At 69.0% G+C, this 15,092-nt stretch carries 13 protein-coding genes; 7 read left to right on the forward strand and 6 right to left on the reverse strand.

Going from position 1 to position 15,092, the window contains the following annotated elements:
* Positions 1-62 precede the first annotated feature (62 nt).
* Entirely contained in the window at positions 63-356 is a 294-nt protein-coding gene (locus DT073_RS09365; protein WP_124293148.1) for a DUF4193 domain-containing protein, read from the forward strand.
* On the opposite strand, the gene DT073_RS09370 is transcribed toward DT073_RS09365, so the two are convergent.
* Positions 289-840, reverse strand: coding sequence for a DUF3093 domain-containing protein (locus DT073_RS09370; RefSeq protein WP_353681936.1), 552 nt, complete (start codon positions 838-840; stop codon positions 289-291). The genes DT073_RS09365 and DT073_RS09370 overlap by 68 nt on opposite strands.
* Before the next feature lie 18 nt (positions 841-858).
* On the opposite strand from DT073_RS09370, the gene dut reads away from it, so the two are divergent.
* The 5 genes from dut (at position 859) to dxs (ending at position 7,738) form a co-directional block, all read left to right on the forward strand.
* Positions 859-1,311 carry a dUTP diphosphatase gene (gene dut / locus DT073_RS09375; RefSeq protein WP_200829968.1) on the forward strand — a complete coding sequence of 151 codons (453 nt, stop codon included), beginning with the start codon at positions 859-861 and terminating at the stop codon, positions 1,309-1,311.
* Positions 1,308-1,904 carry a DUF3710 domain-containing protein gene (locus tag DT073_RS09380; protein ID WP_124293150.1) on the forward strand — a complete coding sequence of 199 codons (597 nt, stop codon included), beginning with the start codon at positions 1,308-1,310 and terminating at the stop codon, positions 1,902-1,904. Before dut ends, DT073_RS09380 begins: the two co-directional genes overlap by 4 nt.
* Entirely contained in the window at positions 1,901-2,680 is a 780-nt protein-coding gene (locus DT073_RS09385; RefSeq protein WP_124293151.1) for a DUF3159 domain-containing protein, read from the forward strand. The genes DT073_RS09380 and DT073_RS09385 overlap by 4 nt, the downstream gene beginning before the upstream one ends.
* 134 nt (positions 2,681-2,814) lie before the next feature.
* Positions 2,815-5,637, forward strand: a complete 2,823-nt coding sequence (acnA, locus tag DT073_RS09390) for an aconitate hydratase AcnA (RefSeq protein ID WP_124293152.1) — start codon at positions 2,815-2,817, stop codon at positions 5,635-5,637.
* Positions 5,638-5,779: 142 nt separating this feature from the next.
* Positions 5,780-7,738 carry a 1-deoxy-D-xylulose-5-phosphate synthase gene (gene dxs, locus DT073_RS09395; RefSeq protein ID WP_124293153.1) on the forward strand — a complete coding sequence of 653 codons (1,959 nt, stop codon included), beginning with the start codon at positions 5,780-5,782 and terminating at the stop codon, positions 7,736-7,738.
* 89 nt (positions 7,739-7,827) lie between these two features.
* Here dxs and DT073_RS09400 read toward each other — a convergent pair whose 3' ends face one another.
* From DT073_RS09400 to DT073_RS09415, 4 genes are all read right to left on the reverse strand, one after another.
* Positions 7,828-9,993 (reverse strand): 3-hydroxyacyl-CoA dehydrogenase NAD-binding domain-containing protein, encoded by a 2,166-nt coding sequence (locus DT073_RS09400; RefSeq protein WP_124293154.1) that lies wholly within the window; start codon positions 9,991-9,993, stop codon positions 7,828-7,830.
* Between the two features lie 13 nt (positions 9,994-10,006).
* A complete protein-coding gene (locus tag DT073_RS09405; RefSeq protein ID WP_124293155.1) occupies positions 10,007-11,212 on the reverse strand; it encodes a thiolase family protein in 1,206 nt (401 codons plus the stop codon).
* A 76-nt stretch (positions 11,213-11,288) separates the two neighbouring features.
* A complete protein-coding gene (locus DT073_RS09410; RefSeq protein ID WP_124293156.1) occupies positions 11,289-12,488 on the reverse strand; it encodes a ribonuclease D in 1,200 nt (399 codons plus the stop codon).
* Positions 12,481-13,068, reverse strand: a complete 588-nt coding sequence (locus DT073_RS09415) for a DUF3000 domain-containing protein (RefSeq protein ID WP_124293157.1) — start codon at positions 13,066-13,068, stop codon at positions 12,481-12,483. The genes DT073_RS09410 and DT073_RS09415 overlap by 8 nt, the downstream gene beginning before the upstream one ends.
* A 25-nt stretch (positions 13,069-13,093) precedes the next feature.
* Between DT073_RS09415 and DT073_RS09420 the strand changes: the two genes are divergently transcribed.
* Positions 13,094-14,383, forward strand: a complete 1,290-nt coding sequence (locus tag DT073_RS09420) for an alpha/beta hydrolase family protein (RefSeq protein ID WP_124293158.1) — start codon at positions 13,094-13,096, stop codon at positions 14,381-14,383.
* Here DT073_RS09420 and DT073_RS09425 read toward each other — a convergent pair.
* Positions 14,352-15,083 (reverse strand): RibD family protein, encoded by a 732-nt coding sequence (locus tag DT073_RS09425; protein WP_164478174.1) that lies wholly within the window; start codon positions 15,081-15,083, stop codon positions 14,352-14,354. The two genes, DT073_RS09420 and DT073_RS09425, sit on opposite strands and share 32 nt — an antisense overlap.
* Between the last annotated feature and the right edge of the window lie 9 nt (positions 15,084-15,092).

Raw genomic sequence — 15,092 nt, forward strand, 5'->3', positions numbered from 1 at the left:
ACTATGGCCGCCTGTTCAGGCCAGGTGCACCCGAGAATCACCGGAAGTAGAGATCCCCCCGCATGGCAACCGACTACGACGCCCCCCGCAAGACCGAAGACGACAGCGAGTCGATCGAGGCGCTCAAGGAGCGTGTCCCCGACAAGATGTCCGGTTCGGTGGACGTCGAGGACGCCGACAACCCCTCGGGCTTCGAACTGCCCGGCGCCGACCTGTCCGATCTCGAGCTGGACGTGGTCGTGCTTCCCCCCCAGGAGGACGAGTTCACCTGCATGAACTGCTTCCTGGTCAAGCACCGCTCTCAGCTGGACCACGAGGGCGGCGACGGACCGATCTGCCGGGAGTGCGCGGCGTAACCGGCTCGGCGTCCCCGCGTCGCGCCCGCTCGATCGCAGCGATCAGGCGGTCGGGCGTGCGGGTCGAGACCACCCACACCGGCACCGGGTCGTCGGGGTCTTCGAGCGGGATGACCACAACCGGATCGATCCCCCCGCGGATGAGATGCCACGCCCGGGGGTGCAGCTCCACGCCGCGCTTGCGACGGGCTTCCTCGCCGGTGAACCCCTCGGCCTCGCCGAGGTGACGCACCTCGATGCGGGCCCGCCCGGCCCGCAGCATCCCGTCGCCGACCTCCACCACCGGCGAGGCGGCGACCAGCGCGACGACGATGAGCGCCGCGACCGCCGCGCCGACGATCAGGGCGAGTGTCGGATCGACGGGAGTGAACACCAGGGCCGCCATCGGTCCGCACAGGGCGGCGGCCACCAGCAGCCACAGGCTCGGACCCAGTCTTTCGCGGTAGAGCACCGCCTGCTCGCCGCTGCGGCGTGGCTCTGACATGTGCATTACCCTCGTTGCGTGACTGAAACCGTGGACGTCCTCATTATCGCCCCCGACGTTCCGGCCTACTCCCACCCCGGCGATGCGGGTGCGGATCTGGTGTCCGCGGAGGCCGTGCGCCTGGAGCCCGGGCAGCGCGCCCTCGTCGGCACCGGCGTGCGGATCGCCCTCCCGGAGGGCTTCGCCGCCTTCGTGGTGCCTCGCAGCGGACTGGCCGCGAAGCACGGCATCACCATCGTCAACTCGCCGGGCACCGTCGACGCGGGATACCGCGGCGAGATCAAGGTCGCCCTGCTGAACACCGACCGCGACACCGCGTTCGAGATCGCACCCGGCGACCGGATCGCCCAGCTCATCGTGATGCCCGTCACCCGGGCCGCGTTCGTGCCGGTCGACGACCTCCCCGACAGCGTCCGCGGCGCCGGGGGGTTCGGTTCGACCGGCTACCAGAAGGACGGAGCGACGGCATGACCGACGCCACACCGCAGAACTCGCCCAAGAGCGCACCTGCCGATCGGGCGACCGAGGGGCCGTTCGACGAGGCGGAGGCCAATCCAGTCCGCCCCTACATCGATCTCGGAGGCATCAAGGTCCTCCCGCGGGAGGGTCTGAACCTGCGCCTGGAGGTGGAGGAGCAGACCAAGCGCATCGTCGCCGTAGGTCTGGACTACGCCGACTCGACGCTGCAGATCCAGCCGTTCGCCGCACCCCGGTCGGCGGGGCTGTGGGAGGAGACGCGCGAGCAGATCCGTCAGCAGATCCGACAGCAGGGCGGGCGCGTCGAAGAGCGGGAGGGCCCGCTCGGACCCGAGCTGCTCGCCGAGGTGCCCGTGGTGGCAGGACCGGACGGGGGAGCGGGCAAGCGCATCGCCCGCTTCGTCGGCGTCGACGGGCCGCGTTGGTTCCTGCGCGGGGTGATCGGCGGGGCGGCTGCGGCCGACGTCGATGCCGCGGCGAAGATCGAGGACCTCTTCCGCTCCATCGTCGTGGTCCGCGGAACGTCGCCGATGCCGCCGCGCGATCTCATCCCCCTCCGCATGCCTGCCACACCGGGTACGGCGTGAGCGACAGCTCGACGGGCGTCCACGCCCCCGACCCCGAACCCGCGCCCGGAGCCGGGGATCAGCGTGCCTCCGACCTCCTGGGCGCCGCCCTCGGGGGAGCGGCCAAGCGCGCGGGTCTCGATCCCACCCAGCAGGCCAGCACCGGACGTGTCGTCTGGTCGGCGATGGGCGGCTGGCGCGGAGTGCTCGAATCTGTCCTGCCGAGCCTGACGTTCATCCTCACCTACACCCTCGTGCCCGGCGATACGCGGGAGAAGCTGATTCCGGCGCTCGTGGTCTCGGTGGGGATCGCGGCGGTGTTCACGATCGTGCGTCTGGTGCAGAAGTCGCCTCCCTCGGCGGCGATCGGCGGACTGGTCGCAGCGGGCGTCGCGGCGGGACTGGCACTGATCACCGGGAACCCCTCCGACAACTTCATCCCCGGCTTCATCACCAACGCGATCTACGGTTCGGCGCTGCTGATCTCCGCACTCGTCGGATGGCCGATCATCGGGCTCGCCGTGGGCTTCCTCGTCGGCGAGGGGACGCGGTGGCGTATGGACCGTCGCAAGCGGCGGGCGTTCTTCTGGCTCACCATCGCGTGGGCCTCCCTGTTCGCGGCGCGTCTGGCCGTGCAGTTCCCCATCTACCTGTCCTCCCTGGACGAGAGCCAGCGCGACAGCGCGGTGGCGCTGCTGGGAACGCTCAAGCTCGCGATGGGCATTCCCCTCTTCGCTCCGCTGCTCGCGGTGACCTGGCTGGTGGTGCGCGCCCTCTATCCCCCCGCTCCCAAGTGATACATTTATCTTGACATCGAGATAAATTGAGCGTTGCGGGCTAAGGCTCGCCTTGCTAGCCGCCACACCGACGGCCAGCGAAGATGGGGATGCGGGGACTGCTCGCGTCCTCGCGGCCGACGAAGGAGACAGACGTGTCCACAGTTGACAGCTTCGGTGCCAAGAGCACCCTGACGGTCGGCAGCACCGACTACGAGATCTTCCGCATCGACGCGGTCCCGGGATACGAGAAGCTGCCGTTCAGCCTCAAGGTCCTGCTGGAGAACCTGCTGCGCACCGAAGACGGTGCGAACGTCACCAAGCAGCAGATCGAGGCCCTCGGTTCGTGGGAGCCCACCGCCGAACCCGACACCGAGATCCAGTTCACCCCGGCCCGAGTGGTCATGCAGGACTTCACCGGCGTGCCCTGCATCGTCGATCTCGCCACGATGCGCGAAGCCGTGGCCGACCTCGGAGGCGACCCCACCCGCATCAACCCGCTCGCTCCCGCCGAGCTCGTGATCGACCACTCGGTCATCGCCGACCTCTTCGGCCGTCCGGACGCGTTCGAGCGCAACGTCGAGATCGAGTACGAGCGCAACGGCGAGCGCTACCAGTTCCTCCGCTGGGGCCAGACGGCGTTCGACGACTTCAAGGTCGTGCCGCCCGGGACCGGCATCGTGCATCAGGTCAACATCGAGCACCTCGCCAAGGTCACTTACACCCGCACCGTCGGAGGAAGCCTGCGTGCGTACCCCGACACCTGCGTCGGGACCGACTCGCACACCACCATGGTCAACGGCCTCGGCGTGCTCGGCTGGGGCGTGGGTGGCATCGAGGCCGAGGCGGCCATGCTCGGCCAGCCTGTCTCGATGCTCATCCCCAAGGTGGTCGGATTCAAACTCACCGGCAGCATTCCCGCCGGGGTCACCGCGACCGACGTCGTCCTGACCATCACCGACATGCTCCGCAAGCACGGCGTGGTGGGGAAGTTCGTGGAGTTCTACGGCGACGGCGTGGCCTCCGTGCCGCTGGCGAACCGTGCCACGATCGGCAACATGAGCCCCGAGTTCGGCTCCACCGCCGCCATCTTCCCGATCGACGAGGTGACGGTCGACTACCTGCGCCTCACCGGACGCTCCGACGAACAGCTCGCGCTGGTGGAGGAGTACTCCAAGGCCCAGACGCTCTGGCACGATCCGTCGCGCGAACCCGTCTTCAGCGAGTACCTCGAGCTGGATCTCGGCACGGTCGTCCCTTCGATCGCCGGACCCAAGCGCCCGCAAGACCGGATCGAGCTGACGGCCGCGAAGACGCAGTTCGAGAAGGATGTCCTCGACTACGCCGAGGCCGGACCGGAAACCCGGGTCGACGAAGCCGTCGAGGGTACTTTCCCGGCATCCGACCCGGTGGGCTTCACCCCCGACGACGAGAACATCTCCGACCGCGTCGTGACCGCCGCTCACCGCAGTCACGCGCCGGCAGCGGTGTCCAAGCCGACGCCGGTCACGACTTCCGACGGCATCTCCTACACGCTGGACCACGGTGCGGTCACGATCGCCGCCATCACCTCGTGCACGAACACCTCCAACCCGTCGGTGATGCTCGCCGCCGGACTCCTGGCTCGCAATGCCGCCCGGAAGGGCCTCAAGGCCAAGCCGTGGGTGAAGACGACGCTCGCCCCGGGATCGAAGGTCGTCACCGACTACTACGAGAAGGCGGGGCTGACCGACGACCTCGAGGCCTTGGGCTTCTACACGGTCGGCTACGGCTGCACCACCTGCATCGGCAACTCCGGGCCTCTCATCGAAGAGGTCTCGGCCGCGGTCAACGACAACGACCTCGCCGTGACGGCCGTGCTGTCAGGCAACCGCAACTTCGAGGGCCGCATCAACCCCGACGTGAAGATGAACTACCTCGCGAGCCCGCCGCTGGTGATCGCCTACGCGCTGGCGGGGTCGATGAACTTCGACTTCGAGACCGACCCGCTGGGCACCGACAGCCAGGGCAACGACGTCTTCCTCAAGGACATCTGGCCGAGTCCCGCCGAGGTGCAGCAGACGATCGACTCGTCGATCTCGACCGACATGTTCGAGAAGCAGTACGGCGCGGTCTTCGAGGGTGACGAGCGGTGGCGCTCGCTTCCCACACCGACCGGTGCGACCTTCGAGTGGGACGACGCATCGACCTACGTGCGCAAGCCCCCGTACTTCGAGGGCATGACGCTGCAGCCCGACCCGGTCAGCGACATCGCCGGGGCCCGCGTGCTGGCCAAGCTCGGCGACTCGGTCACCACCGACCACATCTCGCCGGCAGGATCGATCAAGGCCGACAGCCCGGCGGGCCAGTACCTCCAGTCGCACGGCGTCGACAAGAAGGACTTCAACTCCTACGGCTCGCGCCGCGGGAACCACGAAGTCATGATCCGCGGCACGTTCGCGAACATCCGACTGAAGAACCAGCTCCTGGACGGCGTCGAGGGCGGCTTCACCCGCGACTTCACCCAGGACGGGGGGCCGCAGTCCTTCATCTACGACGCGTCGGAGAACTACCAGCAGGCCGGAGTGCCGCTGGTGATCCTGGCCGGCAAGGAGTACGGCTCGGGGTCGTCGCGCGACTGGGCGGCCAAGGGCACGCGACTGCTGGGTGTGCGCGCCGTCATCGCCGAGAGCTACGAGCGGATCCACCGCTCGAACCTCATCGGCATGGGCGTCATCCCGCTCCAGTTCCCTGCGGGGGAGTCGGCATCCTCGCTGGGCCTCGACGGCACCGAGGTCTTCACGATCACCGGCATCGAGCAGCTCAACGGCGGGTCCACCCCGAGGACCGTGCGCGTCATCGCCGAGCCCACCGACGCCTCGGATGCCGGAAAGGCGCCGGTGGAGTTCGACGCCGTCGTGCGCATCGACACCCCCGGCGAGGCGGACTACTACCGCAACGGCGGGATCCTGCAGTACGTGCTCCGTTCCCTGGTCTGAGCACCGCGGACCATGCGCCCGGCCGGCGTCGAAACCGGCCGGGCGCTTCCGCGTCGCCCCGCCCCGGGCGGCGTTAGACTCGCACCACGCGCATCCGTCTCCTCGACCCGGGGACGACGGATCGCCCGGCGAAAGGAGACCTGTGGCGATCCTCGACACGATCTCGAACCCTCGTGATCTCGACGGGCTCAGCATCGAGCAGCTCAACGAACTGGCCGCGGAGATCCGCGCCTTCCTGGTCGAGAATGTCTCCCGCACGGGCGGGCATCTGGGACCCAATCTCGGGGCGGTGGAGCTCACGATCGCGCTGCACCGGGTCTTCGACTCCCCGCAGGATCCGGTGATCTTCGACACCGGGCATCAGTCCTACGTGCACAAGCTCCTCACCGGTCGGCAGGACTTCTCGGGGCTGCGTTCGCGCGGCGGCCTGGCAGGCTACCCACAGCGTTCCGAGAGCGTCCACGACGTCGTGGAGTCCTCCCACGCGTCCAGCTCGCTCAGCTGGGCTGACGGCGTCTCGCGGGCGCTCAGTCGCACCGGCCGCCGGGATCGTCACGTGGTGGCCGTCGTCGGGGACGGGTCGCTCACGGGCGGCATGACGTGGGAGGCCCTGAACAACATCACGGACGACAACGACCGGAACCTGGTCATCATCGTCAATGACAACGGACGATCGTACGCTCCGACGATCGGCGGGATGGCGCGATTCCTCAACCGTGTCCGCACGACGGAGGGGTACGAGACGCTTGCGCGCGGCTCGGCCGACCTGTTCCGCCGTCTCGGGCCCGCCGCCCGCGCTCTGTACCGCGGCGTCCGCGGCGGCACCCACGGCTTCCTCGCGCGCTTCATCAACAACGAGGCGTTGTATTCCAATCTCGACATCAAGTACCTCGGACCCGTCGACGGGCACGATCTCGAGGCGATGATCGAAACGCTCGAGCTGGCGAAGGCGCACGGCGCACCGGTGATCGTCCACGCCATCACCGAGAAGGGCCGGGGCTACGAGCCGGCCCGCAACGACGTCGCCGACCAGTTCCACGCCGTGGGCCGCATCGACCCGGTGACCGGTGAGCCGCTGGGCGGCGGTTCGGGAACGGCCTGGACCGACGTCTTCGCCGAGGAGCTCGTGGCCGTGGGCGAGGAGCGTCCCGAGATCATCGGGATGACCGCGGCCATGCTGCGTCCGACCGGCATGCTGCCGTTCGCGCAGCGATTCCCCGACCGCGTCTACGACGTCGGCATCGCCGAGCAGCACGCCGCAGCATCCGCCGCGGGTCTCGCATTCGGCGGTCTGCATCCGGTCGTGGCCATCTACGCGACGTTCATGAACCGCGCGTTCGATCAGGTGATGATGGATGTCGCGCTGCACCGCGCGGGCGTCACATTCGTCCTCGACCGGGCGGGCGTCACCGGTCCCGATGGACCGAGCCACCACGGGATGTGGGATCTGGCGATGCTCCAGATCGTGCCGCACATCCGCATCGCCGCGCCACGCGACGCCGAGCGGCTCCGGGAGGAGTTCCGAGAGGCCGTGGCGGTGGAGGATGCTCCGACGGTGATCCGTTTCCCCAAGGGGAGCGTCAGCCCCGACCTGCCCGCTGTCGAACGACTGGCGGACGGCGTCGACGTCCTGTCGCGCTCGGAGGCGCAGGACGTCCTCATCATCGGCATCGGGCCGATGGCACACCTCGCGATGGATGTCGCGGATCGCCTCGGCGCACAGGGCATCGGGGCCACGGTCATCGATCCGCGCTGGGTCGTTCCCGTGCAGCCTTCGATCGTGGACCTCGCCGCGTCTCACCGCCTCGTCATCACCATCGAAGACGGAATCCGCGTCGGCGGAATCGGAACGCGTGTTCGCCAGGTGCTTCGGGAGTCGGGCATCGACACGGCGGTGGATGAGCTGGGCCTGCCTGATGAGTTCATCGACCACGCCAGCCGGGAGCAGATTCTGGAGGATGCGGGGCTGACCGCGGCGAAGATCGCGCAGGACGTCGTCTCACAGGTACTCGGCACCCGCATCCCGGTCGCGCGTCCGAGCGGGGACGACGGGTCGCTCTGGCTTGCCGAGCCTGCCCGGCTCAGCGACGCGGAGAAGTGATGATCGCCGGGATCTGACGAACCCGGCGTCCGGACGCACGACGAAGGCCCCCAGCGTGAGCCGGGGGCCTTCGTCGTGACATCGGGCGGTCAGCCGCGCGACGCGACACCGCGGATCGGCGGGTGGTGGAAGGTGTCGCCGAACACGCGCTGCGACGCTCCCTCGCGATCGAGGTACGGCGATGCGCCACCGTCGATGAACGGCCAGCCCGCACCGAGGATGAGGCAGAGGTCGATGTCCTCGACCGCCGGCACGACGTTCTCGTCGAGCATGATGCGGATCTCCTGGGCGAGTCCGTCCTGCACGCGGGTGAGGATGGTCTCGGCCGAGGCCGGGCTGTCGCCCACGTGCCCCTTCAGGACCTTCTCCGCCGCCTTGGTGAAGCCGGTGACCCGGCCCGACTTGTCCTTCTCGACGACCTCGGACAGCTCCGCCAGCGCGTGGAAGTTCTCGTTGGCGTAGAACCGGTCGGGGAACGCGCGGACCATGGTGTCCTGCACGTGCGCGGCGACCTTCCACCCCACGAGATCGATCAGCTGGAACGGACCCATGGGAAGCCCCAGTGGTGCGAAGGCCTTCTCGACGTCGACGACGGGGGTTCCCTCGTAGACCGCGCGTGCGGCCTCGCCCATGACCTTGGCCAGCAGACGGTTGACGACGAAGCCGGGTGCGTCGGCGGTGAGGACCGCATTCTTGCCGAGACCCTTCGCGACGACGAAGGCGGTGGACAGCGCCGCGTCCGAGGTCTTCGGGGTGGTGACGATCTCGATGAGAGGCATGACCGCGACCGGGTTGAAGAAGTGGAACCCGACCAGTCGATCAGGGTGCGCGAGCTCGGCCCCGATCTCTTCGACCGACAGCGACGAGGTGTTGGTCGCGAGGATGGCGTCCTCGGCGACGACCGCCTCGATCTCGGCGAAAACGGCCTGCTTGACCCCGACCTCCTCGAAGACCGCCTCGATGACGAAGTCGCAGTCGGCGTAAAGACTCTTGTCGGTCGTCCCCGTCACGAGTGCGCGCAGCCGGTTGGCGGTGTCGGCGTCCAGACGCCCCTTGGCCTCCAGCTTGCCGATCTCGTCGTGGATGTGGGCGACGCCCTTGTCGACGCGCGCCTGATCGAGGTCGGTGATGAGGACGGGCACCTGCAGCTTCCGCACGAAAAGGAGCGCGAACTGGCTGGCCATGAGCCCGGCGCCGATGATCCCGACCTTGGTGACCTTCTTCGCCAAGGCCTTGTCGGGAGCCCCGACCGGGCGCTTCGCGCGCTTCTGCACGAGGTCGAAGGCGTACATCGACGCCGCGAACTGGTCGCCCACGACGAGGTCTGCGAGGGCTTCGTCCTCTCGGGCGAATCCTTCGGCCTTGGTTCCGGACTTGGCCTTGTCCAACAGATCGAGCGCGACATAGGGCGAGCGCGGAACGGTCCCGATCTTGGATTCGAGCATGCCGCGGGCCATCTTCATCGCGATCGGCCACTTCGTGAGACGCTCGATCTTGCCCGGCTCGTTCTTGCGTTCGACCTTGCGACCGCCCAGGACCCCGTCGGCCCAGCGCAGCGAATCCTCGAGGAAGTTCGCGGCCGGGAAGATGGCGTCGACGATGCCGTAGTCGAAAGCCTGCTGGGGCTTGAGCATCCGATTCTGCTTCAGCGGGTTCGAGATCACCACCTCGAGGGCGTTCTCGATCCCGATGAGGTTCGGCAGCAGGTACGCACCGCCCCACCCCGGGATGATGCCGAGGAAGACCTCGGGGAGCGCGATCGCCGCAGCGGAGGCATCGACCGTGCGGTAGGTCGAGTTCAGGGCGATCTCGAGTCCGCCGCCCAGCGCGAGCCCGTTGACGAAGGCGAACGAGGGGACGCCGAGCTCGGAGAGCTGCCCCAGCACGCGGTGACCGAGTTGCGCGACCAGGCGAGCGGTGTCGCGCGAGTCCACCTTGGTGATGTCGCTCAGATCGGCGCCGGCGGCCAGGATGTACTGCTTGCCGGTGATGCCGACTGCGTCGATCTCACCGGCATCCGCTCGCTTCTTCAGCGAGTCGAGTGTCGCACCGAGCTCGGTGAGCGTCGCGGGCCCGAGCGTGTTCGGGCGCGTGTGGTCCCGACCGTTGTCGAGGGTGATGAGGGCGAGGACCTTGCCCGAGGGCAGGCGGACGTCGCTGACGGGGGAGTGGGTGACCACCTCGTCGTCGGTGAGGGCGGACAGGGGGGAGAAATCGATCGCGGCGTACTGTTCGGAAGATGTGTTGTCGGTCATCGCTGCCGTGCCCTTACTTGCGCTTCTTGCCGTTGTAGTGGGGGTTCTCCCAGACGACCGATCCGCCCTGCCCGAGTCCGACGCACATCGCGGTGAGGCCGTAGCGGACGTCGGGTCGCTCGGCGAACTGGGCCGCGAGCTGGATCATCAGGCGCACGCCGGATGCGGCCAGAGGATGTCCGAAGGCGATCGCACCGCCCCAGGGGTTCACGCGAGGGTCGTCATCGGCGATGCCGAAGTGGTCGAGGAAGGAGATGACCTGGATGGCGAAGGCCTCGTTCAACTCGAACAGGCCGATGTCGTCGATCTTCAGCCCGGCCCGCTTCAGCGCCTTCTCGGTGGACGGGATCGGGCCGATACCCATGATCTCGGGCTGGACGCCGGCGAAGCCGAAGGAGACCATCCGCATCTTGGGGCGAAGACCCAGTTCCTTGACCGCGGCGCCGCCGGCCAGGAGCGACATCGTCGCGCCGTCGGTGAGCGGCGAGGAGGTTCCGGCCGTCACGCGCCCGTGAGCGCGGAACGGGGTCTTCAACCCCGCGAGGTCGTCCATCGTGGTCTGGGGGCGGCGACCCTCGTCTTCGGTGGCGAGTCCCCAGGCGCCGTCGGCGCCCTTGATGGCCACCGGGACCAGGTCGGACTGGATCTTTCCGGCGTCGTAGGCGGCCTGCACCTTGTGCTGGCTGAGCATGCCGTACCGGTCGGAGCGCTCCTTGGTGAGGTGCGGGAAGCGGTCGAAGATCCGCTCCGCCGTGACCCCCATGTTCAGGGCGCCCGGGTCGACCATCTTCTCCGCGACGAAGCGCGGGTTCGGGTCGGCGTTGCCGCCGATGGGGTGGTGCCCCATGTGCTCGACACCGCCCGCGAGGGCGAGGTCGTACATCCCGACACCGATGGAGGCGCCCATCGTGGTGACGCTCGTCATCGCGCCGGCGCACATCCGGTCGATCGCGAGGCCCGGGACGGTCTGCGGCAGCCCCGCCAGGAGGGCGACGCTGCGACCGAGGGTGAGCCCCTGGTCGCCGGTCTGGGATGTCGCGGCGATGGCGACATCGTCGATGCGGTCCTTCGGCACCGAAGGGTTGCGTTCCATGAGCCCGATGGTCGCCTTCACGGCGAGATCATCAGCCCGGGTGTTCCAGTACATGCCCTTCTCGCCGGCGCGCCCGAAGGGGGTACGCATACCGTCGACGAAGAAGACGTCGGAAAGCTCGGCCACTTAAGCCTCCAAAAATCGGGGATCTCTGCGAGCGTAGGTGGGCCGCCGAAATCGCACGGAATCGGTTGGGCGCAACCTACGAAGCGCTCTCCGGGGCCGTCGAACTGCTTTGCACGGATTCCACAAAGGCATCGGCGATGATCTGTGCAGTCTGGTCAATCTGCCAGGGTCGTGCGCCGAGGGCGCGCAAGGATTCTCCGACCCCAGACGCGGTGATCTCGTCGGGCGGCGACCACGCGACACGGCGCAGGAGTTCGGGGGTCAGCAGATTCTCCGTCGGCATGGAGAGCTCGGCGGCGCGCTCCTCGACCAGGGGGCGCGCGGCCTTCAGCCGCGCGTCGGCGGCAGGGTTGCGGTCGGGCCATACGCGCGGCGGCGGAATGGAGTCGGTGCCGGGAAGACGGTCGGGCGGGAGGTCGGTCGCGGCGCGGCCCTCCTGAATCGCGTTCCACCACCGGTCGAGCTGGCTGCGGCTGGCGCGGCCCGTGAACTCCTTCACGCCGGCGAGTTCGTGCTTGGACGCGGGATCGGCGCGGATCGCCGCGACGAGCGCCCGATCCGGAACGAGGCGCCCGGGTGCGACATCCTGCTCCCGTGCGTACTCCTCGCGCGCGGTCCAGAGGGCGCGGGCGACGGCGAGCGCCCGGCGCCCGCGCACGGTGTGCAGGCCGCTGAGGCGCCGCCACGGGTCCTCGCGCATCGGCTTGGGCTCCCGGGCCAGTACGGCGGCGAACTCCTGCCGTGCGAACTCGGTCTTGCCCTGCTCGGCCAACTCCGCGACGAGCGCGTCGCGGACGTCGATCAGGTGGGCGACATCCAGCGCGGCGTACTCCAGCCACGAATCAGGCAGGGGCCGGGTCGACCAGTCCGCAGCGGAGTGCGCCTTGGCCAGGCTGATGCCGAGCGTGTCCTCGACGACGGCGCCGAGCCCCACCCGCTCGTGACCGAGAAGACGCGCCGCCAGTTCGGTGTCGAACATCTCGATGGGCTCGAGGCCCAGTTCGCGAAGCGAAGGAAGGTCCTGGCTGGCGGCATGCAGCACCCACTCGGCGTCGCCGATCGCCTCCTGGAGGGCGGAGAAGTCTTCCAGGACGGGCGGGTCGAACAGATGCACTCCTGCGCCACGGCGGAAGACCTGGATCAGGTAGGCCCGCTGGGAGTACCGGAATCCGGAGGCGCGTTCGACGTCGACGGCGACCGGTCCCTCGGCGTCGCGCAGAGACGAGACGGCGCGCGCGAACGACCCCGCGTCCGCGATCACGGTGTAGTCAGCCACGCATCGTCCTCCGAGGACCGAAGACCGCGATGCCCTCCGACCCCGGCGGGAGCCCGGCGAGCATGCAGACCAATTCGCTCCAGGCTTCCACATGTCCGGTCATGTCGCCGTCCGGAGACCAGGACGCGCGCAGCTCGATCTGCGCGCCGTCCCCCTCCTCGGCGAGCGAACCGAAGCCCTTCGAAAGGGTCTTGGTCGCGGTGCCCGACGCCGAGTGATAGGCGGCATGGCGGGAGTCGAGGGCATCGATGAGCCATGACCAGGCGACGTCCGCCAGCAGCGGGTCGACACCGATATCGGCCTCGAGAGGCGCCTGGGCGAAGCAGACGATCCGCCATGGACCTCCCCACGCCGCCGGTTCGGACTCGTCGTGGAGCAGAATGAAGCGGCCCGTTCCATACGGCGAGTCCACGCCGTCGTCTTCGGGTCGTACGTCGCCGGCGAGCGCGATCGCCTCGGGTGCGAGGCCCGCGGGCGCGGGGATCTCGCGCACCGCGAAGTCCTCTCGGAACGTCGTCGCCCGCACGGCCTCCGCGGCGAGGGCGAACGCCGTCGTCGCCGGGGATCCTTGGTCAGCCACGCGGACAGACTAGAGTGATCGCTCGATGGTCGACTCCAGGCGCGCCGCACCCTCCGGCCCCCCACCCGGCTTGCTGGGGGGAGTCCGGGCCGCGGTCGCGATCCTCAGTGCCGCCGTCGCCGCCGCCGTCGGAGTGCTGGGCGTGGTGTCGGTCCGTGTCGCGCGACGGGTGGTGACGCCTGCCGTGCGCGTCGCCGACACCCGTATCCTCGCCGTCGATCCCGTCGCGCAGACCATCACGCTCTCCCGTACGGACGACACCGTCCTTCCGGGACGCTACGGATTGTTCACCGCCGGCGACACGGGCTACCTCAAGCTCGGGTCGGTGCTGGACGAAGACGCCCTCGGCGTCAAGCGCAAGCTGCTCACCCACGTTCCCCCCGGCGCGGGGGTGGCGCCCGATGCCGCCTTCAGCGGGTGGTATTACGAACGCCCCGAGGAACTGCACCTGCCCTTCTCCTCAGAACTCATCGGATCCGGTGTCGGGCCGTGTCCCGCGTGGCTCTTCCCGGCTGAGACCTCCGACGAGGCGCCCGAGACCTGGGTGATCCAGATCCACGGGCGCGGCACCACGCGCTCGGAGTGCCTCCGCGCGGTGCCGGTGTTCCACGCCCTGGGGATCACATCCCTCGTCGTCTCCTACCGCAACGACGGTGAGGCGCCCCGCAGTCGGACCGGCACCTACGCCCTCGGTGCCACCGAGTGGCGCGATGTCGATGCCGCCGTCGGATTCGCCCGCCGCCGCGGCGCCCAGCGCATCATCCTCATGGGGTGGTCGATGGGCGGTGCGATCGCGCTGCAGGTCTCACTGAACTCTCCCCACCGTCAGGTGATCTCCGGCCTCATCCTCGAATCGCCCGTCATCGACTGGCGGATCGTCTTGAACTACCAGGCGAAGATGATGGGGCTTCCGGCGCCGGTCACGGGTCTCGCCCTCGGTGCACTCGCCAGCGAGTGGACGACGCCGCTGACCCGCACCGGCGGGCCGATCCCCTTCGACCAGCTGGACGTGGTGGCGCGCGCCGGGGAGCTGCGGCATCCCATCCTCATCCTGCACAGCGACGACGACGGATTTGTGCCCTCCGACGCCTCCCACGATCTCGTCGTCGCCCGCCCCGATCTGGTCGAGCTCATCGTCTTCGACGTGGCCCGGCACACCAAGCTGTGGAACTACGACCAGGAACGGTGGAGTACCGCGATCCGGACGTGGCTCGGTCGTCACGGGCTGAGCCTCGACGTCGACGCAAGCCGACCCGACGACGGTGAGGGCGGAACGTCCGAGCTCAGCGGCGGATCGTCAGACGCCGGTAGCTGAATCCGGCGTCGTCCACCAGCATCCCCGCCACCTCCGACGGCACCGAGGCGGCGAGGGAGAGGAAGGGGTGGTGCACGGGTTCGAGGAACGGCGAGACGGTGACGCAGACCTCGTCGACCATCCCCGACGCCACGAACTGCGTCGCAAGACCCGCGCCGCCTTCGCACACGATCCGGCGGAGACCCCGCGCCTGGAGTGCGCGGACGACGTCGACGGGATGCAGCCGCGTGGCGTCTTCGCCCGGAGCACCCGACGACGGCACCGCGACGACCTCGGCCGGTGCGTCCCCGACCGCGGCGGTGACGCGGTCGGCATGCTCGGGGCGGCAGAGGAGGAGAGCCGGCGGGGCTTCCCGCCCGTCACGGCGCCGGAGCGAGCCGTCGCCGAGGTCGCCGGTGGCGGTCACGATCGCCAGGCGCGCGGTCTTGGGCAGCACGGACCCTTCGGCTCGGACGGTCTCGGCCCCGACGACGACCACGTCGGCCTCGCGACGGATCGCACCGAGGATCATCCGGTCCACCCGCGAACTGATCGACGTGCTCGATCCGTCCGCACCCGTGGATGACCCGGTGAGCGTGGTGACCATGTTCAGCCTGACGAAGGCCCTCTCCGCGCGCCGGTAGCGCCGCGACATCCACTCTGCTGCGGAGTCGTCCGTCGTGTCGACGCGCTCGAACGAGGACGGTATGACCTCCGTCACCCAGCGCCC

The sequence above is a fragment of the Microbacterium sp. ABRD28 genome, assembly GCF_003850245.1.
Taxonomy (GTDB): Bacteria; Actinomycetota; Actinomycetes; order Actinomycetales; family Microbacteriaceae; genus Microbacterium.

What these genes read in the sequence shown, in the direction of transcription:
- DT073_RS09420 (WP_124293158.1), top strand. Translation starts at nt 13,094, where the DNA reads ATGGTCGACTCCAGGCGCGCCGCACCCTCCGGCCCCCCACCCGGCTTG.
- DT073_RS09380 (WP_124293150.1), top strand. Translation starts at nt 1,308, where the DNA reads ATGACCGACGCCACACCGCAGAACTCGCCCAAGAGCGCACCTGCCGAT.
- DT073_RS09365 (WP_124293148.1), top strand. Translation starts at nt 63, where the DNA reads ATGGCAACCGACTACGACGCCCCCCGCAAGACCGAAGACGACAGCGAG.
- DT073_RS09400 (WP_124293154.1), bottom strand. Translation starts at nt 9,993, where the DNA reads ATGACCGACAACACATCTTCCGAACAGTACGCCGCGATCGATTTCTCC.
- DT073_RS09370 (WP_353681936.1), bottom strand. Translation starts at nt 840, where the DNA reads ATGTCAGAGCCACGCCGCAGCGGCGAGCAGGCGGTGCTCTACCGCGAA.